This window comes from Shewanella pneumatophori, assembly GCF_023283895.1.
In the GTDB taxonomy this organism is placed as follows: Bacteria; Pseudomonadota; Gammaproteobacteria; order Enterobacterales; family Shewanellaceae; genus Shewanella; species Shewanella pneumatophori.
The window spans coordinates 82,271-104,959 of sequence record NZ_JAKILB010000015.1 but is presented as its reverse complement, the minus strand read 5'-3'; the positions used below and the strand labels follow the sequence as shown (position 1 = coordinate 104,959).

Below are 22,689 nucleotides of genomic sequence, written 5' to 3'. Positions count from 1 at the left end.
TCTTTAAATGGATTTAAAGGACTGTTGTTATTTTTGCCCACCAAACTGGCGAGATAACACTTCTAATTTCTTACTGTCGCCGTAAAGCACGCTTTCTAATCTAAATACTGCGGTGTCGACCTTCGCCCCCGCATCGAGTAGAAAGTACTTACTGGTTACCCCAAAGCTTGATTTTAGCTTGGCGTCACCGGCAAGCGATGCCACTGATGAGTTTTCCCAAAACTCATTGATGTCATCATAACCGTCGAGCGGTCTTTGATTGATGATGCTCTCAGCCTCACCAACAGAAATCTTGTTATCGAACATACCCGCAATAATTGCAGCATGCTCTACTGGCACGGTATTAACGTTTAATACCTGCGTTGTGTTGCCTGGGATAGCACATACGTAAGGTGCCAGTTTTAAATAAATATCTTGAGTAAAGCCCATAACAGCGCGCAGTTCGCTTTTATGGCTCAGCAAAGTATTTGCTGCTCGGTACGGTACATTACGCGACTCATATTCCGCATCTTCTGCACCATAAGGGCCACTTACGGTATCTTCATCTATGTAATCTTTGGTGGTTTGCGCTAAACGCTCTGCGGCAAACTCATCCATACCCAGCGCGACCAATAAGCCTTTAAACTGCACCGCTGGTAATGGCATTTTAGGCTGACCGTTTTCAACTTTCTCACTCGGTGCTGACAACGAATTGAGATTAAAACAGGCGCGCATATCGGTGATCTTACCGGCGATTTCACCTTTCTCAGCCGGAAAAATAACATCAGCCAGAGCCCAGTACTGCTGCAAGTGCACGGTATCAGAGTCTTCCAAATCTTGTTTTAATACTTTCTTGGCAATCTCTTCACCTGAAATGGCATACCAAAACGCTTGGTCGTATTGCGCCATATTCAACGTACGCCTAACAGACAACTGATTACGCGAAGTAATGTTGGTGGCAATAATGGCCACCATAGCCACAATCAACAAGACTACGATAAGAGCAACGCCGCGCTGCTTAGAAGGCATAATTACTCTCCTCCGCCTTGTTGGTTACCGTTGTCGTCATCAGGCTTAGAGTCATCACTATCGTTGTTATTGCCGCCATTATTATTACCACCATTGTTGCTGTCATCGTTACTGCCAGCAAGCGCGCCTTGTGGTACTAAAAACTTACGCTGAACTTTACCAATATCTTCAAATTCAATTTCGATGGCGATGGCTTTTGGTAGCTTGGTTGCGTCAGTTTTACGCTCCCATTTATCATCGGCAAAAAAGGCATATTCCACTGAAATAACCTTATCCATTATCACCGTTTTAATCGGCTCTGCGCCAAATTCAGGCTCAGGATATGCGTAATACCAGCGCTGTAACTTGCCTTCCATCACCACGTAAGCCACCGACTGCAAACTGCCTCTTGGCAGCAGTCCGTCAGGATTTAACCAGCCTAGGCGGAAAAACACTAATGACTCGGATTCCGAGTCGAGCATATTACTGCCCGTTTGAAATACTGTGGTGCCACGACCGCCCTCTAACAATCTCGGCGTGCGTGCTACCATTTGATTCAAGTCACGCTCAATAATACCGAACCCTTGCTGCATCGCCTTTAACTTGGCGGCAAAGTCACGGGTGGCGGTATCGTTTTTCATCACAGTACTCAGCACTGTGTTTGCTGCTAGCCCTAACATGGCAAAAATCGCGATAGCGATTAGCATCTCTAGCAGCGTAAAGCCGCGCATTGTGTTAATCCGCTTTAAGTACATAACTACTCACTTCAGCGATAGTACGGGAAAATCGCTCGTCATCACTGATACTGATGCGGATCATTCTAAAATTATCATCGGTCGTTTTAATGACCTCTTTACGCCAATACCACTCTTGATTGGCGAGCTCTACTTGGCCGTCTTTACGACCAATATCTGGAAACTTTGGATCAAGGCGTGCCTCAACCATTTGGTTGTGGGCGACCCATTGCGCCATGGTGCGCTCTTCTAAAATCGGCATATTGGCAATTTGTTCGCCAAGACTTTTGGTAATCGATACCGCGGCGATTGAAAACACCGCTAATGCGACGATCACTTCTAGCAAGGTCATGCCTTTTTGCTTAATAGCCATGGCTATAAGACTTCTTCATCTTCAAAACCCATTCGCAAACGCCCTAGCGCATCGCCAAACACCACCACTTCGATGTCTTGCTGCATTTCATCTTCACTGACAAAAGCCAGCTCAAATGCGCTCATTTCACCGCTTGGGAACAGCAAAATTTGTGGCTCAGGGAATTTCTTTTTATCTTCAGCTGACTTTTCAATTAAAGGCTCGTCAAACCAAGAATCTTGCTCTTCGTCTTCTTGCACTAACGGTAAACCATCAAGCACTAGAACTAACTCAACGCCTTGATCCATTTGTCTTTCAGCTAGCAATCTATCTTGCTGTAACGGTTGCCACTTACCTTCGTCGTAATACACATATTTATAGCTAGTGTCTTCGACCACAATGCCAACAAAATGGCCACTGAGCACTGTTTCATCCAGCACCATTTCGGTGGCCATCATAAATTGCTGCGCCGAGCGCTCAAGTGCCTTTTCTTTACTTGCTCCGCCCATACCCAGAGTCACGGCGGTTGCCGCTAGCCCCATAAGCAAAACAACGAGCAACACCTCCATTAAGGTGAAGCCCGTTTGGCGTGTAAAGTTCACTCGCGACAAGGTCACTTACTGGAAGTTCTGTAGGTTCCAGTTACCGATATCGTCTTCAGTACCTGGTTGACCATCTGGGCCTGAACTGAAGATATCTAACTTGCCGTTTTCACCTGGGCTTAATAGTAAGTAGTCATTGCGCCATGGATCTTGTGGTAAACGCTTAACATAACCATCAGCACGGTAGTTACGTGGTTCTGGCGAAATAGTTGGCTTTTGTACTAATGCTTCAAGACCTTGCTCAGTTGTTGGGTACACGCTGTTATCTAGCTTGTACATGTCCAACGCATTTTCCAATGCAACGATATCTGAAACCGCTTTCTGTTGGTCAGCTTTGTCCTTGTTACCCATTAGGTTAGGTACAACCATAGAGGCCAAAATACCTAGAATCACGATAACCACCATGACTTCTAATAGGGTAAAACCTTTTTGTTTATTACGTGTTTGCATTAACAAATTCCTTAAACTAAAAATCTCATGCCTCAACTAGTAACTGGGTTACCAAGTGCGCTGAGTATTAACCACTAATCATATTATTCAGCGCCAAAATTGGCTGAAGAATAGCGAGAACAATAAACAGAACCACGGCGGCCATACTAACGACCAACATAGGTTCAAATACCCCTAAAGCAATTGTCACATTCGACTCAAACTCTCGGTCTTGGTTATCAGCAGCGCGCTCAAGCATCTGCTCAAGCTGACCACTTTTTTCACCTGAGGTGATCATATAGAGCATCATTGGCGGAAAAAGTTTAGTGTTGGCCAATGCCGCACCTAAACTTGTACCCTCACGCACCCGCAGTGTTGCTTCTTCAACTGCCGCTTTAACTTTTACGTTTAGCAGTACATCGCTAGCGATACGCATAGCATCTAGCAATGGCACTGAACTGGCCGTTAAGATACTTAAGGTACGTGCAAAACGTGCGGTATTAAGACTCTTACTGACTTTGCTAATCACTGGCAGACGCAGCAACATGCTGTCGTATTTCATGCGGTTTTTCGGTGACACCAATAACCGCTTGGCAATAACGAACAAAGCGATAATCACACCCAATACAATGAGACCGTAATCGCGGATAAAATCTGACGATGCAATTAATAGCTCGGTAGTCCAAGGCAGCTCTTGGCCCATATGCTCAAACTGACCCACAACCTGTGGTACAACCGCTGCAAGCAAAATGGCGATAACACCAATAGCGACGACTGTCAGCACGATTGGATAAATCATCGCTTGAGTCATTTTACTCTTAAGCTGCTGACGACGCTCGGTGTAATCAGCAAGACGATTAAGTACCACTTCGAGGTGACCAGATTTTTCACCTGAAGCCACCATAGCGCGATACAACTCATCGAAAATATGCGGAAACTCTGCCATTGAATCAGCAAGGCTATAACCTTCAACGACCCGTGAACGTACTGCCATTACCATGCTAGCAAGGCGGTCTTTTTCACACTGTTGACCAACGGCTTTTAATGCTTCTTCAACCGGCAAACCTGCGGCAACCAAAGTCGCAATTTGCCGAGTAATCAATGCCAGCTCAGCGGTTGATATACCGCGCTTAAAAAAGCTAAAGCTGGCAGATTTTGCCTTACTTTCTTTTTCTACCACCGGTGTAATTTCCAGCGGCATTAAGCGTTGCTCACGCAACTGAGTACGAGCGTGTCTGGCGGTATCCGCTTCAACTACGCCCTTTTTCTGCTTACCGGTTTTATCTAACGCCTTATATTCAAATGCTGGCATGGCTTACTCCTCTCGAGTGACACGCAGCACTTCTTCAAGGGTTGTTTTACCCGCAAGCACTTTACTCATACCGTCGTGACGAATACTCGGCACAGACTGGCGAATATATTTCTCGATAGCTAACTCGCCGCGACCTGTATGGATAAGCTCGCGCACGTTATCGTCAACCACCAATAATTCATGAATACCTGTACGACCACGGTAACCATTATGCCCACAAGCCTGACAACCTTTAGCGCGGTAAATCACCTGCGGATCATCACTGCTAATACCTAACAACTCACGTTCGCGGTTATCAGGTACATGTTCTTCTTTACAGCTAGGGCATAAAGTACGAATGAGTCGCTGTGCAAGAACGCCAAGTAAACTCGAAGAAACCAAGAACGGCTCTACGCCCATATCTTGCAAACGGGTAATCGCACCTGACGCTGTATTGGTGTGCAAAGTTGAGATAACCATGTGACCAGTAAGCGATGCCTGTACCGCAATTTGTGCGGTTTCTAGATCTCGAATTTCACCAATCATCACCACATCAGGATCTTGACGTAGAATTGCGCGCAGACCACGAGCAAATGTCATGTCTACTTTGGTGTTAACTTGAGTCTGACCTATGCCTTCCAACTCATATTCAATTGGATCTTCTACGGTCAGAATATTGGTATCTTTTGAATTGATTTCAGTTAGGCCGGCGTACAAGGTAGTACTCTTACCCGAACCTGTTGGACCGGTCACCAAAATAATGCCGTGTGGTCTGCGGATCAGCTCATCAAACTGATGACGCACAGAATCGGTCATGCCGAGCTGCTCTAAGTCTAAGTTGCCGGCGTTTTTGTCTAACAAACGAAGCACTACACGTTCACCATGGCTCGAAGGCATGGTTGATACACGCACATCTACTGCTCGGCCAGCGATACGCAGTGAAATACGGCCATCTTGTGGTACACGTTTTTCAGCAATATCAAGCCGTGCCATAACTTTAATACGCGATACTAATAACGATGATAGTTTGCGATTTGGCTTAAGCACTTCTTTCAAAATGCCATCAACACGGAAACGTACGATTAATTGCTTTTCGTAAGTTTCAATGTGGATATCAGAGGCTTCTTCTTTAATCGCTTCAGATAACAAGGCATTGATTAACTTAATAATTGGCGCATCATCATCACCTTCAAGCAGATCTTCAGTTTGTGGTAGCTCTTCGGCAAGAGTGAACAAGTCCATCTCGTTACCGATATCTTCCATCATCTGCTGCGCTTCTGACGAATTAGCTTGATAAGCTTGAGTTAAGCGGGCTTCAAATGCCGCATCTTCAAGCTTAATTAATGGCAGCTCTTTACCGCAGTAACGACGTACCTCTAATAGTGCGCTTAAAGGCGTACTTTGCACATGATATAACGACAACTCTTGGTTATCGTTAGGTGCTAACGCCACCTTAAAACGGTGTGCAAAGGCAAACGGCAAACGCTCTTTACTGCTTGAATGAAAGACCTGATCGGCTTCTTCTTCAGAGACTAGCCCAAGCTCACTTGATACTTTGGCTAGCTCTTCATCAGCTGGAACTAAATTATCACTCATCTGCTGCATCTTTATCTGTTGCGGCTGCTTCTGCATCGGCATCTTTACTGCCCGAGATGCTCTTTAGGGTTGGATCTGTTTCACGCATCTTAGTGTCTAAGCCTTTACCGTCTTTATAACGATTAAGCACTTCGTTCACGTCATCTGGTAGATACGCTTCTTGATCCCACTCTTCCAATACTGGTACATCAGTATTTGGCATCAAGTTAACACCACGTTCTTGCTGCTCAAGCTGCAATGCACGGAAATAGTTATACTTACGACCTGCGATGCCTTCCATGGTGATGCCGTCACGGATAATTGTTGGCTTAATAAATACCATCAAGTTTTTCTTCTTCTTACCGCTTGAAGATGACTTGAATAGATGGCCAATAATTGGGATATCACCTAAGAATGGTACTTTCTGTACCGACTCTTGCACTTCTTCGTTAATCAAACCACCAAGCACTACGATTTGACCTGAATCTGCCATCACAGTTGTGGTTAAACGACGAGTAGCAAAGGTTACGTCGACGCCGGTTTTACCATTAATACCTGAGACTTCTTGTTCAATGGTCAGCTTAACGGCATTACCTTCGTTTACCTGTGGAACAACTTTAAGCTTTACCCCCACTTCTTTACGCTCAACCGTTTGGAACGGGTTGCTGTTACCATTACTTGAGTTTTGGCTACCAGTAAGAATTGGCACTTCGTCACCGACAATAAACGAGGCTTCTTGGTTATCTAGAGTGGTGATTGATGGCGTTGCCAGTACGTTTGACTTAGTGTCACTTGAAACCGCTTGAATAAGCGCACCAAAGTCGCCCATTGCCACGCCCCAAGCCATACCGTTAACTTTACCTAAAGCTTGCGCCAGTAAAGTAATATCGCCGCGAGTGTCAGGGTTTTCAGTACAGGTACCGTCATTACAAACGGTAGAACCTTCTTCACCTTGTGCCTGCCAAATACCGGCACCGATTTCACCAATAGTTGGGCCTAAGTTATTAAACTGAGTACCACCGCCAGCTTCAGTGGCCCACTGCACACCAAAACCAACATCATCGCCTTCAGATACTTCGACAATAATGGCTTCTACAAGAACTTGAGCGCGGCGAATATCTAATTGATTAATCACACTTTCAATTGTGCGCATTTGATCTGGTTCAGCACTAATTACCAATGCATTGGTATCTGTGTGAGCCATAATATTGATTTCGTTACGACGCTTGCTGCCACCGCCAGCTTGTGGAGCACCTTTATCATCGACTAGCTGCTCAGCAAAGCCTGTCAATACTTCAACTAAATCTTCCGCCTTGGCATAACGTAAATAGCGAACTTTGGTGTTACCTGTGTTGGCTTGTTCAGCATCAAGGTTTTTAATTAGCTTAACTACACGCTCGCGGCTTTTTTCATCACCACTTACCACTACAGCATTGGTACGTTCATCGGCAACGACTTTTGGCGCTTGACCAGGCATTTGTGCTTGGTTGGCTGTTGAGCGGTAAAGGGTATCAACAATACGCACGATTTCACCCGCAGAGGCGAATTCAAGCTTAACCACTTCAACCGCGGTATCACCTTGCTTATCAACGCGGCGAACAATTTCAACTAACTTGTTTACTACAGCCGCACGGCCAGAAATCATTAGTACGTTGGATGGGTCGTAGTTCACTACGTTACCGCCGCCAGCATTGTCGTTTAACTGACGTAATAACGGTGCAAGCTGCTTAGCTTCAGTGTTGTATAGCGCAACAATGCGGGTAACCATCTCATCGCCTAGGCCCGGTGCATTATCATCAGCAACACGAATAGACGCCGTTTTGGCATCTTTATCTTTGATCACCTTGATGATGTTGTTGTCCATTTCGACAACGGCGTAACCATAGACTTGCAGTACGTTGAGGAAGAATTGGTAATATTGTTCGTCGTTAAGTAGATCGTAACTACGCACATTAATTTTACCGCGAACCGTAGGGTCGACAATAATAGTCCGGTTCAAGTTTTTACCAACGATATTGATAAACTCTTGAATATCCGTGCCCTTAAAGTTAGCCGCATATTGCTCAGACCAAGCAAGTTGAGGTGCTAATAATGAAGCACCCATAACCATACCGGCGATTAGTCTGCGTCTAATCCGCTTATTATTCATTGTTTTACTTCCCCTAAACCCTTTCGTTGCCGCAAATACTAATTGTGTATTACTGCAAAATTTTATTGTTATTTCTGCTCAAATTACTCTGGCAGACTAAACATTATTTCTATCAGCTGGCTATCTCGCTCTACCATTAAGGCAACTTCAGTCATCTCTGGTAGCTGTGCCATTACTTCTAGCGCTTGACCCATGTCCGTTAGGTCATAGCCATTAATCGATTTGGCTAAATCGTTTGCTTTGAAACCTGCTTGAGTAAACAGTTCCCTGTCTTTACCCGGATTAAGACGATAACCCGCTAATTCACCGCCACTTTTAACCGGTGAAATTGACAAATAGTCAGTTATCTTACTTGGATCCGCTAAAATTTCGTCTCGTGATTGGCTTAACTCTGCTGCCACGGCACGATTTGTACGGTTATCAATGGTTTTGCCTTTTGACACACTTTTGGCTTTTTGCAATTGCTGATTAGCTGCGCCATTCGTGCTGTACTCTAAGCCATCTAACATTAGCGTCTCATAACGGCCGCTATTAGTAATGATGATACGGTCGGCATACACTTCTTTCAGTGAAGCGGATGTGCCTTTAATCTTGTCACCCAAGCTGTAGGTATCTTGACTACCACTTGAGGCAATAACAGCCAGACCTTTCTTTTCTGTTGTTGAGGCAACCACACCCGTTAACTGAATTGATAAAGAAGTCTTAGGCGCATCGGTAATAATCTCTTCTACCGGCGCCGCTTTGGGTTTAGCGCCTTCAGCGTCAGCTTTACCAAATAATGAAAGTTGTTGTAGACCAAGTACATTGACTTGCCCAGGAGAGTTACTTGAAACAGGCGTAGGTACCCAGCGCGTAGGAGCTGAGTCATTAGGAATGAGTTTCCAAGTCATTTGCGCGAGCAAATACAGAGCAATTAATACTCCGAGACTAAATATTGCTGTGCTAACTGGTTTTTGAGGCACTCCAGCCGCTTTCGTTAAAAATTTATCTAATAAATCCATATTTATTTGGACCTTATGTACAGGTCTCTGTTCTGTTTATAGTAATTTTTTGAAACCTGACTCATGCTACCCCACACTGCGTATTGCAACAAGCCCATAACAGCAGCAATGTTGGCGATATTTGGACAAATATGCTAACTTTACGCGCCTTAAAAGGGTGTGAAGCTTGCCACTATTTTGCCAGTAAGAGCGTAAAGATTTGTATATTCTTGCTGAGCTTGTGAAGTTCCCCCTACTTTACCTATGCTTAATTTACTACTGGAGTCGTTCATGAACGACAACGAACAACAAGTGTTCAAAGTCCGGCTTGATAAATGGCTTTGGGCTGCACGTTTTTATAAAACCCGTGCCATCTCAAAAGAGATGATCAATGGTGGTAAAGTACACTACAACGGCCAACGTACTAAATCGAGTAAATTTGCTGAAGTCGGTGCCACGATTAGATTACGGCAAGGACATGACGAAAAAGAGATCGTCATAAAACAATTATCTGAATATCGCCAAAAAGGGTCTATTGCACAAACCCTTTATGAAGAAACACCGCAAAGCATAGCCAAGCGAGAAACCTATGCTGAGCAACGACGCTTGAACATTCTTAATAATCCGGCACCTGCTCAAAAGCCAGATAAGAAGCAACGTCGTCAAATTATGCGCTTTAAAGAAAGCTAAAAATTGGAAAACTGTTATGACAGAGAAAATGAGTAAAGACAATCTATACCGCTACCTTTTCGAAAACGCCAGCGTTCGCGGAGAGCTAGTACAACTTGAAAGCAGCTATCAAGAAGTCATTTCAGCCCATGACTACCCGCTAGCCATCCAAAAAGTACTGGGTGAGTTAATGGCGTCTACGTCACTATTGACTGCTACGCTAAAATTTAGCGGCGATATCAGCATTCAATTGCAAGGCGACGGTCCTGTGTCTCTTGCAGTTATCAACGGTAATAACCTACAGCAACTTCGCGGCGTATCACGTTGGGATGGCGAAATTGCTGACGATGCAAGCCTGCAGCAAATGTTTGGTAAAGGCTATATGGTTATCACGTTAACGCCGAACGACGGTGAGCGTTACCAAGGTGTAGTAGGTCTGGAAAAAGACACCCTAGCTGAGTGTTTAGAAGATTACTTCCAACAGTCAGAACAGCTGCCAACTAAGATCAAACTATTTGCCGACACTAAGCAAGCAGCTGGTATGTTCTTACAAGTATTGCCAACTGACGGTAACCACAATGAAGAATTTGATCACTTATCAATTCTGACTGAGACCGTTAAGCAAGATGAGTTATTTAGTCTTGAAGCTGAAGAAGTACTACACCGTTTATACCACGAAGAAGAAGTACGCCTATATGAGCCTGTAGCCGTTACCTTCAAGTGTACTTGCTCAAAAGAGCGCAGTGCTAAAGCAATCCGTACCGTTTCAAAAGAAGAAGTCGATGCGATTATTGCTGAAGTGGGTAAAGTTGAAATGGGCTGTGAATACTGCAACAGCAAATATATCTTCGACTCTATCGATATCGAAGCTATCTACGCTAACGCGCCAAGCAACGATGTAACTCAATAAATATTATTAGCTAATTTTATTATTTAGTTAAACTAAAGGCGCCCTTCTCGGCGCCTTTTTTATATCAAGACTTCTCTCCGGACTCCGCTGCCTAGCACAGCTTTATGACACCAACTGCAGAGCAAAATCACTTTTTCGCATTTTTTTTGAACTGCAGCACATTTTAACCGCTGCATAAGTTACAATCGGCTAATACAGAAAGCTGGCATTAAAGATCAGCAACAGACTATGACCTCAAAGATGGAGACCTTACCTATGGCGGATGGATCAAACCGCGAGTACCTAAACCTTTCCACAGGCCAGCTAGTCGAGCTTGCATTGGCGCGCGGTGAAGGCGAATTAACGGCTAATGGAGCGCTTGTTGCCAGAACGGGCGCACGTTCAGGCCGTTCGCCAAATGACCGCTTTATCGTCAAAGAGCCAAGCTCTGAAGCTGATATTGAATGGGGAGCGGTTAACAAGCCTTTTGAAGCAGTAGCTTTTAACGCGCTTTGGGAGCGTGTTGAAGCCTATTTAGCTGATAAAGAGACTTTCGTTTCTGAGCTAGAAGTTGGGGCAAGTGCCGAGCATTACCAACCCGTCAGAGTGACGACTCAGTATGCTTGGCATCAACTGTTTGCGCGCAATTTATTCATCGTGCCACAAGAGTTCAACGCAAGTGACAAGCCAGTATGGCAGATCATGAACGCTCCTGAATTTGAATGTGTACCTAAGCGCGACGGAACCCACTCTGATGCTACGGTTATTATTAATTTCGCCGAACGAAAAGTGCTACTCGCTGGCCTTAAATATGCTGGCGAAATGAAAAAGTCGATGTTCTCGGTACAAAACTTCTTGCTGCCAGCCAAAGGCGTATTGCCTATGCACTGCTCTGCTAATGTTGGTGAGAACGGCGATACAACGCTATTCTTCGGCCTTTCTGGTACTGGTAAAACAACATTGTCTGCCGATCCTAAGCGTTTTCTTATCGGCGATGATGAACACGGCTGGGCACCAGGCGGCGTATTCAACATTGAAGGCGGTTGCTACGCCAAATGCATCGATCTCAGCCAGAAAAACGAGCCGGTGATCTGGGATGCTATCCGCTTTGGTACTGTACTTGAAAACGTGGTTACCGATGAAAACCGCGTACCAGACTATACCAACTCTAGCTTGACCGAAAACACTCGCGCAGCTTATCCGCTTGAGCATATTGCTCAACGTAAACTTGATAACTGTGGTGCAGAACCACACGCAGTGGTGTTCTTAACTTGTGACGTTTCAGGTGTACTACCACCTGTGTCTAAGCTAACTAAAGAACAAGCCGCGTATCACTTTTTGTCAGGTTACACAGCCAAAGTAGGTTCAACTGAAATGGGCTCAACAGCTGCGATTCAGTCAACCTTCTCAACTTGTTTTGGTGCACCTTTCTTCCCACGCCCAGCAGGTGTTTACGCTGAGCTACTAATGAAGCGCATCGAATCTTTCGGTAGCCAAGTTTACCTTGTAAACACAGGTTGGACTGGCGGGCCACATGGCATTGGTAAGCGTTTCGACATTCCAACCACTCGCGCGATTGTTGATGCAATTGTGTCGGGTGAACTAAAAGATGTTGAAACTGAATACTTAGAAAAACTTAACCTGCACGTACCCGTTGCCGTTGCTGGCGTAGATAGCAATCTACTTAACCCGATTAACACTTGGGAAGATAAAGCTAAATATGCTGAATTTGCACAGCATCTCGCTGAAAGCTTTGAGGCAAACTTTGAGAAGTATCAGGTACCGGATTCAATTAAAGACGCCGGCCCTAATGCATAATTGAAAATGCGTTAGAAATTAAGGCGTGCCATGCACGCCTTATTCTTTTCTGAAACAATTAAATTTAAAACTTAAACGTACTCACGCTATCTCGTAACCTCATCGCCATTGCATTCAGTGACTCAGAGGTAGCAACATTGGTTTGCACATCCGCTGAAGTATCGCGAGCAAGATCATTAACCGTAACGATGTTTTTATTCATCTCCATTGCCACTTGAGATTGCTGCTCAGAAGCCGTCGCAATTTGGTGGTTCATGTCCTGCACTCGCTGAATTTCGGTTTGAATAGCTTGCAACGCCAAACTAGTTTGCTCTGCCTTAGTTGAGGTTTGCTCAGCGCTCTTGGCATTTTCATCCATTAACGAAACCGATTGCGTTGCCTGCTCTTGCAATAAACTAATCATGGTTTGAATTTCATTGGTGCTTTGCTGTGTTTTGGTCGCTAGAGAGCGTACTTCATCTGCAACAACGGCAAAGCCTCGACCGTGTTCGCCAGCTCTTGCAGCCTCAATAGCCGCATTTAATGCCAATAAATTGGTTTGTTCGGCAATGCCACGAATAACGTCTAAGATCCCCCCCACATTTTCAGTTTCAGCATGCACGCTGCGGATCACAGCTTGCACCTTAAAAATATCAGCCATTAGACGCGAAATGTCAGCATTCATTTCAGATACAAGACTTAGCCCTTGCTGTGAACTTACGTTTACGTCTGTAGATGAGTTAGATGCATCCATTGCACTTTGCGCTACGTCTGCAACCGTTGTTGTCATCTCGTTCATTGCAGTTGCCACTTGCTCAAGTTGACTCATTTGTAGCTGACAAGAATTGTCTACCTTGGTAGAAGATTGCTCTAACTGACCAGAAGCTCCAATCAACTGCTTCGACGAATCATTAATGTCGGTAATCATTTCCTTGAGTTTAGTTGCCATCAATAATGTTGAGCGATAAACACCGACACAATTGTCACTAACTTGGGGGATTTCAGTGAGATCACCACTGGCAATTTTGTCTACTAAAGCTTCGATTTCTTTAGGTTCGCCACCAATTGGCCTATACATTAATCTCTGTATCAGCAGTGACACACCAACAATACCAAGAATAATAAAAATGAGACCGGAAACCAGATTGCTGATCACTGCATCTTTTGATGTTTGATTAATATCTTGCCAGCTGGCAAACGCCCAAACCGTCCAGTTAAGTACCTCTGACTTAGCAGAAACCACATAATATTCACCTCGCCCAGGAAGATTGTAGGAGTGTGAACTCGTTAGCTTTGCAGCATATGCTTCGTATGAAGGACGCAATTCAAATAGGTTTTTTCCAACAAGATCAGCATTATAAGCCGCCATCATAAAACCATCATCGCGGGATACGAAAATATTATCATCCATGCTTAGTTGATTTATAAATGTTGTTAAATCATCCATTAACAAACTTAATCCAACCAAGCCAATAACTTGCCCTTGATGCTTAATAGGCACAACCAAAGAGATAGACATATTGCCGGAGCTTGCTTTAAACGGTGTCGTCACTACGCGATCCGCCCCCGTCATGCCTTTTACGTACCATTCCCGCTGCGCTTCAACAGCGTTAAATGTTGGGTGCAGCCCCTTAGAAAGAGCGTCATACATTGAACCATCTGGTAAACCAATAAAGTAATTTGAAATATCTAATCTTTCATTACTTTTAATCAGAGCCTTAACAGCTTGCTCATCAACAACCACTTCGCCGTTGATGACTTCTAAAGAGGCAGCCAGAGCTTCCAAGCTGGTAAAGTAAGTATTGACCTTTTGCTCTGTAGCAGCAGAAATAAGCGATGCAGTATTAGAAAGGTCATGCTGGTAGCTATTAGTCGATGAGTTACTTACTTGCACATAACCCAATATTGAAACAAAAGAAATAATAAAAGAAATCAATAGCCCTATCGAAAGCAGAAGCTTATTTTTCGCGCTCATATATGCACCATACCCGCAACAAGCAAACTCATTTGAGGCTTAAATCCATTTAATAAAGATTGTTTAACAATTAACATATTTGAACTGTCCATTCGTGTATCTAAAAAGGTAATAATTCAGTTTTTAATTAGAGGCTTACCAACAAAATAAAAACAATAACCCCCTCAAAATTAAGGTTGGACACTATATATTAAAAACACAGAGACAAAACAAGAGATAGACAACAAAAATGCAAACAATTAACAATAATTAACCTTATAAAACAGCACATTAAGCAGCATATACTAAATAAGCAAAAACACTTAAAAGCTTAAATACAGGTGCTCCCAACAAAAAAAGCCTACTTATTCTTATCCGTGGTCAGTTTATTAAGCTTTAATTTAAAGGCTTATTCATAAGCCTTTAGATCACAGTCGATAATGAGTAAGCCGTCATGAACATGCATATTTAGAAACAGTTAGGCGGTTGCACTTCAGCTCGCTTTAATGAAATATAACTGGCTAATAATAATTCAAAATAGTTCAATCTCAGGTACCTAAACATGCGCTTAACCTCTCTTGCCACAGCAGCTCTAATTGTCACTTCCAGCAGTAATTGCCTTGCTGCTGAAGATGAAAATCTACAACTCAATGAAACACCCCAAATCGCAACCACATTTGTTAACGATGCAATTTTACCGCTGATAAAGCCTTGGCATGGTGCTAGCGAGTCACTCGTTGTTGCAGCCGATGATCCATGGGCAACACCTTTCGAGCAAAACGGCCTTAAAACCAGCCCAAGTTACGATGACACCTTTGTGTGGCTAGATAAGCTAATAGCGCAAAGTGAGATGCTGCATAAAGTCAGCATCGGCAAAAGTCCGCAAGGTCGAGAGATCTGGATGATTGTCGCCTCTAAAGAAGGCGCCGCAGATGCGGCAACATTGTCAAACAACGACAAGCCAACCTTACTGGTACAAGCTGGCATTCACTCGGGTGAGATTGATGGTAAAGATGCAGGCATGATGTTATTACGTGATATCGTCTTTAACGGTAAAGCACATCTGCTGGATAATGCTAACTTATTATTTGTGCCGATCTTTAGTGTTGATGGTCATGAACGCGCAAGTGAATTTAATCGCGTAAACCAACGTGGGCCTGTAAATATGGGCTGGCGCACCACAGCACAGAACCTCAATTTAAACCGCGATTACGCTAAAGCTGATACCCCTGAAATGCAGCATATGCTGCGAGCTATCAATATATGGCAACCTGATCTGTATATCGATGTGCATGTTACCGATGGCATCGACTACCAATATGATGTGACCTTTGGCTATAACCTAGCTCAAGGCAAAAGCCCATCAATCTATAAATGGTTAGAAAACAGCTATCGCCCAGCAATTGAAGCGGCGCTAACTAAGCAAGGTCATGTGCCAGGGCCATTAGTTTTTGCCATGGATAATACTGATATTACTAAAGGTATGTCACTCTGGAACGCCAGCCCACGTTTTTCTAACGGCTATGGCGATGCGCGCCACTTGCCTACCATTTTGATAGAAAATCACAGCCTAAAACCCTACAAACAAAGAGTGTTAGGCACTTACGTTATGTTAGAAGCTTCGCTTAACAGCATAGCTGACGACAACACCAAACTGACTTCTGCCATCCAGCAAGATAAGTATCGTTACTCACCAAGGCTGACGCTAACTTGGCAACAAGAGCAGCAAGCTCAAGGTTGGGACTTTAAAGGCATTGGTTACACACTGGAGCAAAGTGCTATTAGTGGTAATGAAATTGTACGCTGGAATGGTGAGCCTAAATTATATGAAAATTTACCTGTAATTGGCGGCACCAAAGCCGATATTAGCGTAAGTCGCCCCGGAGCTTATTACATTCCGCCGCAGTGGCAAGAGGTTATCGAGCGCCTAAGTGTGCACGGCATACGTATGACCACGCTAACTCACGCGGCAGAACAAACTGTGCAGCAATATCAATTTAGCGATGCAAAGTTTGCCAAAGCCGATTATGAAGGCCGCCAGCGAGTTAATGCCACCGTTGAGAGTCAATCAGTAAAGCTTACCCTGCCAGCAGGTACAGTTCGCATTGACACTAAACAACCGCTAGGCGATCTCGCTATGATGCTATTAGAGCCGCAATCGCCAGACTCACTATTTCAATGGGGTTTTTTCAATCCTATCTTTACTCGCACTGAGTACATTGAAAACTACGCCGTTGAACCTTTAGCTCAACAGATGCTAACGCAAAATCCAGCGCTACAAACTGAATTTAACCAAGCTTTAAAAGATGAGGCCTTTGCAGCGGATCCTAAAGCTCGCCTGCGCTGGTTCTATGAGCGCAGCCCATACTACGACAATCAATATTTAACGTACCCTGTCGTTAGAGCTAACCAATAGGCTTAGTTATATTTACCCGACATAAAATCATGGCTTTTTAGTCGCTAAAATCGAATAGGTTAGCGGTAATCGCTGGCCTTTTTGCTCAACAAAATATCGCTTACAAGGTTTCATTCCACTCGGTAGTTCTACATCGACAACTTCTTCAGTTAAGCCCTCAAAGCAGTTATAGGGACTAAACGGAAATTCATTGAACTGATTAATTTCAAGCCCTGCCTTAATTAATGCATTAATCACGTCAGCTAACGAGTGCGGCCAGCTCATAAAAGTATGCGTGTCGTCATTAGCATTTTCGGTATAGGTCGCTTCATCTTCGACATCTGGCGCATCCTGATGAAAATAGTTATACCCTTCAAATACCGCTTGAGCAGGATGAAACTCCACCATATAAAACTGACCACCAGCCACTAATTTGTTGGCAATAACCTGTGCCCACTTATCAAGATCTGGTAACCAAACTATGGCGCCGTATGAAGTGAAAACCACATCAAATTCGCCTTTAACCCTGTCGGGAACGCTATAAACATCACTACAGATAAAGTCCGCCGTTAGTCCAACTTGCTCAGTCAACGATTTAGCTTGAGTGATAGCTGCGGGAGACAGATCAACACCTGTGACATCGGCCGTCATTCTTGCCCAAGACAAGGTGTCTAGACCAAAGTGACATTGCAGGTGCAATAAGCTTTTGCCAGCAACGTTAAGCTGCGCCAGCTCGATCTCTTGCAGCGAGCTTTTACCTTGTAAGAAGCCTGCAACGTCATAAAACTCAGAAGTCACATGGGTTTGCACCCGCTTATCCCAACTTTGCTGGTTAACCGATAAATAATCCATATTTAGTCATCCCTTAGATTTAGACACTATATGTTTACGGTTTAGCACCCACTATCAAGCCACATATAAGTCATTGAGTAATTTCACTAATAAATAAACATTCAGCGTAAATTAATAAGCTAATTCACCACTATCGACAACCACTAACTAACAAAAAACCAAGATAACATAGCTAAAACAATTAGATAACCTATTGGCACGCTTTCTGCTTATTCATCAATATCAACATTAAGCAGCTTGCCATGCTGCCAACCAAAAATAATAAAAGGACGTTACCCGATGAAACTAACATCTACCTTGCTTGCCGGCGTAATCGCTATGTCACTTTCTGGCTGTATCATCAATGTCAATGGCGCTAATGCAGGCCCGCTCAACCACCAAAAAAAGCAGCTACAAATTGATGCTAAGCAAATTGATACCTTGGTCGCTGAAACCGCTGCAGGCGATCTCAACATTCAAGGTGTGGATGGCCTAACTCAAATCATGGTTACCGCTGATATCTACACCTATGGCGATATCGAAAGTAACCTCAGCCTTAAACAGAGCGGCTCTAAAGCCAAATTGATTGCCGACTTTGATAGCAGCATCAACTTTAAGCGCTCGCCTTATATCGATCTCACCATTCAAGTTCCAAGCAACATGATGCTGAATATTGATGATGGCTCTGGTGATATTGAAATCAAAGGCGTTATGGCAGATATCAAGCTTGATGATGGTTCTGGTGATGTGTGGATTAAAGGTGGTAAAAACCTCGACATTCAAGACGGTTCCGGCTCAGTTGATATTAGCAATACCACAGGCCAACTCACCCTTGAAGATGGGTCAGGCTCAATTAACCTACAAGGTATTGGCGGTGACACTCATATTGATGACGGCTCAGGTGACTTAAGCGTTGTAAACGTAAATGGCACAGTTGTAATTGATGATGGTTCCGGTGATATCGACGTAGAGAATACCCTTGGACTCAGCATTATTGAATCTGGCTCGGGCGATTTAAGTGTCGATAACATTAACGGCTCCGTCAGCATGCACTAAATACTTTACGTTAAATATCTTCCCGGCGCAGGGACTGCTGCCGACCCAATACGTTTAGTCATAAGCAGCTGCTATATGGCTAGGCGTATAAGTTTTCAGTAGTCCCCTGCCCACTTAACGCATTCAACGAACTCCCCAGAAACTAGCAGCGAGATCCTCTCATGAACAAGTTACACAAACTTTGGCGCAGCAATAGGCAGCTAATAATCTTTATCTTACTGATGTCTGTTTTTAGAAGTGCGGTCGCAGACTGGTACTCAGTACCCACAGGTTCAATGCAACCAACCATAAAAGAAGGCGACCGTATCGTAGTTGATAAAATGGCTTATGATCTTAGAGTGCCTTTTTCTGATATTTCGATATTGGCAACCGGTGAACCTAGCCGTGGTGAAGTCGTGGTATTTGAGTCAGTAGCTGCCGACAAACGTTTAATCAAACGAGTCATTGGCTTACCTGGCGATACTGTTAGTTTGCACAATGAAGTACTGTTTATTAATGGCCAAGCGCTAGATTACGCAGTGCTATCTAACGATACTCAACAACTCATTGCTACAGAAAACTTACTTGGTTTAAACCATAGTATCCGCATTGAAAAAACAGCCAGTGACAATCTCAGTGACTTTAACTCCATCACAGTACCAGCCAATCACTATTTGGTAATGGGCGATAACCGCCGTAACAGTGCCGACTCACGAGTTTACGGCTTTGTTCCAAGGGCTGAGCTAAAAGGCAAGGCAACCAGTATTGCCTTCTCGTTAGACTATGATGACTACTACCTACCGCGAAAAGAACGCTTTTTTACCAGCCTTTATAATCAGTAATCGCTTAAGGGTTCGAATAAACGATTCAAATATTAACTGTCAAATACCAACGCCCAAATAAAAGCGGCTCAAATGAAAATGGCGTAACTTTTGAAGTTACGCTATTTATCGCTAGTCACAGCACTCACTCAAACTCAGAGATCAATGCCAGCTTCTTCGCTCTTGGCCATTTCTTTAACGCTATTTCTCGCTTAAGCGCATCTGAATGGCTACCAACCGTTTCTGAATACACCAAACTTAGCGGCCCTTTGCCCCGTAAAAACTTGGCAGATTTAGCACTACCACTTTGATGTTCACTAAAGCGACGCGTTACATCAGTCGTGATCCCTGTATAAAGCTGACCATTGGCGCAGCGCACCATATATAAGAACCACAAAGTAGCGCTACGTTTGTCGTGCCCCTTAACAGATAGTAACTCACTATTACTTTTAGCGGACTTATCTGTAGCCAATGCTGTTACTTCAGCTTTAGGGTTTACAGCCGTATTTAACCTGCTTACCATTATAATTTGCTACTCATTATCTTTAACGGCTGCATCCTGTGCCTTTTCATCTAGGTCGAGCAAACCAATAAAGAAGGCATATTCTTGCGCCTTGTCCTCATACTGACGATAGCGGCCACTCTTGCCGCCGTGTCCTGCTTCCATATCAGTATCGAATAACAGCATATTGTCGTCAGTCTTCATCTCACGCAGCTTAGCGACCCATTTAGCAGGCTCAAAATACTGTACTTGTGAGTCGTGTAAACCGGTAGTGACTAATAAGTGAGGATAGGCTTGCGCGCTGATGTTATCGTAAGGCGCATAGCTAAGCATGTAGTCGAAATAGACCTTTTCATTTGGATTACCCCACTCGTCATATTCGTTAGTGGTTAATGGGATCGATTCATCCAGCATAGTAGTGACTACATCAACAAATGGCACATGAGCAGCAACTGCAAAGTAATGTTCAGGCGCTTGATTGATCACTCCTCCCATCAGTAGGCCACCAGCACTGCCACCAGCAGCGACTACTTTGCCTTTGGCGCCATAACCTTGCTCTACAAGGGCCTTAGTCACATCAACAAAATCATTAAAACTATTTTGTTTATTGAGCATGCGTCCGTCGTCGTACCAAGCTCGACCTAACATCTCTGAGCCACGCACATGGGCGATGGCGTAAACCACACCTCTATCAAGTAGACTTAAAATAGATGAGCTGAAATCAGGCTCAACCGTGTAGCCGTAGGAGCCATAACCGTATTGATATAGCGGGTTAGTGCCATCTTTACTGAATTTATCTTTACGATAAACCAAAGTAACAGGCACCTCTTTACCGTCACGAGCATTAATAAATAAACGCTCCGCTTGGTAAGCTTCACTATTAAACTCGCCCAGCACCTGCTCTTGTTTTAGCAGCTCGCGCTCATTTGGCTTTGCTAAGGCATATTCATAAATGGACTCAGGAGTAGTTGGGCTTGAGTAATACACTCTTAGCTTGTCGCTTTGCTGGCTAGCGTTAATATCCAGACCCACAACATAGGCAGGGTCGTTAAATTCAAGCTCAAACTCAGCTTGGCCATTAAACGGATAAACTCGAATACGGCTAATGCCCTTTTCACGAGTTTGCACCACCATATAGTCATTTAGTAGCAATACATCTTCTATGCGCGAATTAAGATCATGGGCTATCACATCTTGCCAAGCATTCTTATCTGCTGCTTGGCTGATTGCGACTTTCATTAAACGGAAGTTACTCGCTTGCCAGTTAGTTAAGATGTAATAGCTATTACCTAACTTAGAAACTGAATACTCATGCCCTTCTTCTCTTGCAAGTACCGGGGAAAATGTAGCTAAAGGCTGGTTGGCGTCCAGCATACTGACTTCACTGGTTACAGTACTCTCTGCATAAAGCACTATTTGAGTTTCATCTAGTGACTTACCTAAACCTATGTAAAAAGCATCATCTTGTTCTTCATAGACTAAAACGTCATCAGACTGTGGCGTACCTAACTTATGACGGAATACCTGAAAACCTAACAAGGTTTGTGGATCTTTCGCGATATAAAACAGATGCAGATTGTCGTTAGCCCACACTACGGAGCCATCGGTACCTTCTAGCACATCTTCCATTAACTCACCTGTAGTGAGATCTTTGACATACAAGCTATAAATACGGCGACTCAATAGATCTTCAGCAAATACCAGCTTAGTTTCATCAGGGCTAGTAGAGACTTGTCCCAAACCATAGAAGTCTTGCCCTTCTGCGCGCAAGTTTACATCTAAAAGTACTTGCTCTTGCTGGCTTGCTAGCTCAGATTTACGTGCAATAACTGGATATTCAAAACCTGCTTTGTAATAACGGTAATACCAATGCTGATGCCAAAAATACGGAACACTCGACTCATCTTTATCTAAGCGCCCTACCAGCTCATCAAACAAGCGCTGCTTTAAGTCATTAAATGGCTGAAACTGAGATTTTGTATAGGCATTTTCGGCATTCAGATGCGCGATAATACGCGGGTCTTTGCGCTCGTCATCTCGCATCCAGTAATAATCATCAACACGTGTTACACCGTGCAGTGTCATGCTGTGGGGAATTTTATCGGCTTGAGGTGGTTTAACGGTTTGGTTTGCAGTCATATTATTACATCCAAATAGCAGTACAGCACTGAGTATGAGCGGAGCAATTTTTTTCATCGAATATCCTTATACAATTACAGCCAGCCTATTCCATAGGTTAGCTGGCGGCGCTGGCATTTTTTGAGCTAAATCGCCATTTTTACAGCTCAGCTTGTCATTTAAATCAATTAGGGGCAACATAACGCCACTTGGTCGATGGGTTAATTAACTAATTTAATCATCAACCAAAATAATTCTCAGGGCGGGGTGAAACTCCCCACCGGCGGTAAGTTATGTAGCCTATTTTAAGTGCAACATAAAAGCCCGCGAGCGCCTAGTTTACGCGATTAAACATCAATAGCCACAAGGTAAACTAGGGTCAGCAGATCTGGTAAACAGACCTTTACTTCGACGCCCGTCGTTTCTAAGGTTGCACCTACTCCAGAGCCGACGGTAATGGGTACTAATTAGTTAGTACACTGAGTCCGGATGAAAGAGAATATAAGAATAAACGAGGGAACCGTAAGCTAGTAATAGCTTCGTGGCGCCCTTTGTCGCTCTTATTATGCACATTGCTAT

19 protein-coding genes and 1 riboswitch are annotated in these 22,689 nt (G+C 43.9%); of the genes, 6 read left to right on the top strand and 13 right to left on the bottom strand.

What is annotated here, in order from left to right:
* Positions 1-27: 27 nt before the first annotated feature.
* The 9 genes from gspK to gspC all read right to left on the bottom strand — a co-directional run bounded on the left by gspK (position 28) and on the right by gspC (position 9,120).
* On the bottom strand, positions 28-1,008 hold the full coding sequence (gene gspK, locus L2740_RS18570) for a type II secretion system minor pseudopilin GspK (protein ID WP_248951541.1): 981 nt from the start codon (positions 1,006-1,008) through the stop codon (positions 28-30).
* A gap of 2 nt (positions 1,009-1,010) precedes the next feature.
* The gene (gene gspJ / locus L2740_RS18565) at positions 1,011-1,742 is read right to left on the bottom strand and encodes a type II secretion system minor pseudopilin GspJ (protein ID WP_248951540.1); all 732 of its coding nucleotides are present in this window, start codon (positions 1,740-1,742) and stop codon (positions 1,011-1,013) included.
* The gene (gene gspI, locus L2740_RS18560) at positions 1,723-2,094 is read right to left on the bottom strand and encodes a type II secretion system minor pseudopilin GspI (RefSeq protein ID WP_248471662.1); all 372 of its coding nucleotides are present in this window, start codon (positions 2,092-2,094) and stop codon (positions 1,723-1,725) included. The genes gspJ and gspI overlap by 20 nt, the downstream gene beginning before the upstream one ends.
* Positions 2,095-2,096: 2 nt before the next feature.
* Entirely contained in the window at positions 2,097-2,642 is a 546-nt protein-coding gene (locus tag L2740_RS18555) for a GspH/FimT family pseudopilin (protein WP_275974382.1), read from the bottom strand.
* A gap of 48 nt (positions 2,643-2,690) precedes the next feature.
* Positions 2,691-3,125, bottom strand: a complete 435-nt coding sequence (gene gspG / locus L2740_RS18550) for a type II secretion system major pseudopilin GspG (protein ID WP_202723570.1) — start codon at positions 3,123-3,125, stop codon at positions 2,691-2,693.
* Positions 3,126-3,192: 67 nt separating this feature from the next.
* Positions 3,193-4,416: a type II secretion system inner membrane protein GspF gene (gene gspF / locus L2740_RS18545; protein WP_248951538.1), complete on the bottom strand. Its 1,224-nt coding sequence runs from the start codon at positions 4,414-4,416 to the stop codon at positions 3,193-3,195.
* Positions 4,417-4,419: 3 nt separating this feature from the next.
* The gene (gene gspE, locus L2740_RS18540; RefSeq protein ID WP_248951537.1) at positions 4,420-5,991 is read right to left on the bottom strand and encodes a type II secretion system ATPase GspE; all 1,572 of its coding nucleotides are present in this window, start codon (positions 5,989-5,991) and stop codon (positions 4,420-4,422) included.
* A complete protein-coding gene (gene gspD, locus L2740_RS18535) occupies positions 5,984-8,119 on the bottom strand; it encodes a type II secretion system secretin GspD (RefSeq protein WP_248951536.1) in 2,136 nt (711 codons plus the stop codon). Before gspD ends, gspE begins: the two co-directional genes overlap by 8 nt.
* Before the next feature lie 83 nt (positions 8,120-8,202).
* The gene (gene gspC / locus L2740_RS18530; protein WP_248951535.1) at positions 8,203-9,120 is read right to left on the bottom strand and encodes a type II secretion system protein GspC; all 918 of its coding nucleotides are present in this window, start codon (positions 9,118-9,120) and stop codon (positions 8,203-8,205) included.
* A gap of 270 nt (positions 9,121-9,390) precedes the next feature.
* On the opposite strand from gspC, the gene hslR reads away from it, so the two are divergent.
* The 3 genes from hslR (at position 9,391) to L2740_RS18515 (ending at position 12,475) form a co-directional block, all read left to right on the top strand.
* Complete coding sequence (hslR, locus tag L2740_RS18525) at positions 9,391-9,789, top strand: ribosome-associated heat shock protein Hsp15 (RefSeq protein ID WP_248471656.1); 399 nt, start codon at positions 9,391-9,393, stop codon at positions 9,787-9,789.
* 28 nt (positions 9,790-9,817) lie between these two features.
* Positions 9,818-10,678: an Hsp33 family molecular chaperone HslO gene (hslO, locus tag L2740_RS18520; protein ID WP_248471684.1), complete on the top strand. Its 861-nt coding sequence runs from the start codon at positions 9,818-9,820 to the stop codon at positions 10,676-10,678.
* Positions 10,679-10,918: 240 nt separating this feature from the next.
* A complete protein-coding gene (locus tag L2740_RS18515; protein WP_275974381.1) occupies positions 10,919-12,475 on the top strand; it encodes a phosphoenolpyruvate carboxykinase in 1,557 nt (518 codons plus the stop codon).
* Positions 12,476-12,539: 64 nt separating this feature from the next.
* Here the strand turns inward: L2740_RS18515 and L2740_RS18510 are convergent, their stop codons facing one another.
* A complete protein-coding gene (locus L2740_RS18510; protein ID WP_248951533.1) occupies positions 12,540-14,429 on the bottom strand; it encodes a methyl-accepting chemotaxis protein in 1,890 nt (629 codons plus the stop codon).
* 541 nt (positions 14,430-14,970) lie between these two features.
* Between L2740_RS18510 and L2740_RS18505 the strand changes: the two genes are divergently transcribed.
* Entirely contained in the window at positions 14,971-16,824 is a 1,854-nt protein-coding gene (locus tag L2740_RS18505) for a M14 family metallopeptidase (RefSeq protein ID WP_248951532.1), read from the top strand.
* A 27-nt stretch (positions 16,825-16,851) separates the two neighbouring features.
* Here L2740_RS18505 and L2740_RS18500 read toward each other — a convergent pair whose 3' ends face one another.
* The gene (locus L2740_RS18500; RefSeq protein WP_248951531.1) at positions 16,852-17,655 is read right to left on the bottom strand and encodes a class I SAM-dependent methyltransferase; all 804 of its coding nucleotides are present in this window, start codon (positions 17,653-17,655) and stop codon (positions 16,852-16,854) included.
* A gap of 279 nt (positions 17,656-17,934) precedes the next feature.
* Here L2740_RS18500 and L2740_RS18495 point away from each other — a divergent pair, with 279 nt between their 5' ends.
* Together L2740_RS18495 and lepB are read left to right on the top strand one after the other, a co-directional pair.
* Positions 17,935-18,690, top strand: coding sequence for a DUF4097 family beta strand repeat-containing protein (locus tag L2740_RS18495; protein WP_248951530.1), 756 nt, complete (start codon positions 17,935-17,937; stop codon positions 18,688-18,690).
* A 161-nt stretch (positions 18,691-18,851) separates the two neighbouring features.
* Positions 18,852-19,511: a signal peptidase I gene (gene lepB / locus L2740_RS18490; RefSeq protein ID WP_248951529.1), complete on the top strand. Its 660-nt coding sequence runs from the start codon at positions 18,852-18,854 to the stop codon at positions 19,509-19,511.
* Between the two features lie 124 nt (positions 19,512-19,635).
* Here lepB and L2740_RS18485 read toward each other — a convergent pair whose 3' ends face one another.
* Together L2740_RS18485 and L2740_RS18480 are read right to left on the bottom strand one after the other, a co-directional pair.
* Positions 19,636-20,013, bottom strand: a complete 378-nt coding sequence (locus L2740_RS18485; protein WP_248951528.1) for a GIY-YIG nuclease family protein — start codon at positions 20,011-20,013, stop codon at positions 19,636-19,638.
* A 9-nt stretch (positions 20,014-20,022) separates the two neighbouring features.
* Positions 20,023-22,188 carry a S9 family peptidase gene (locus L2740_RS18480; RefSeq protein ID WP_248951527.1) on the bottom strand — a complete coding sequence of 722 codons (2,166 nt, stop codon included), beginning with the start codon at positions 22,186-22,188 and terminating at the stop codon, positions 20,023-20,025.
* A 171-nt stretch (positions 22,189-22,359) separates the two neighbouring features.
* A riboswitch (FMN riboswitch) is annotated at positions 22,360-22,615 on the top strand.
* Positions 22,616-22,689 lie beyond the last annotated feature (74 nt).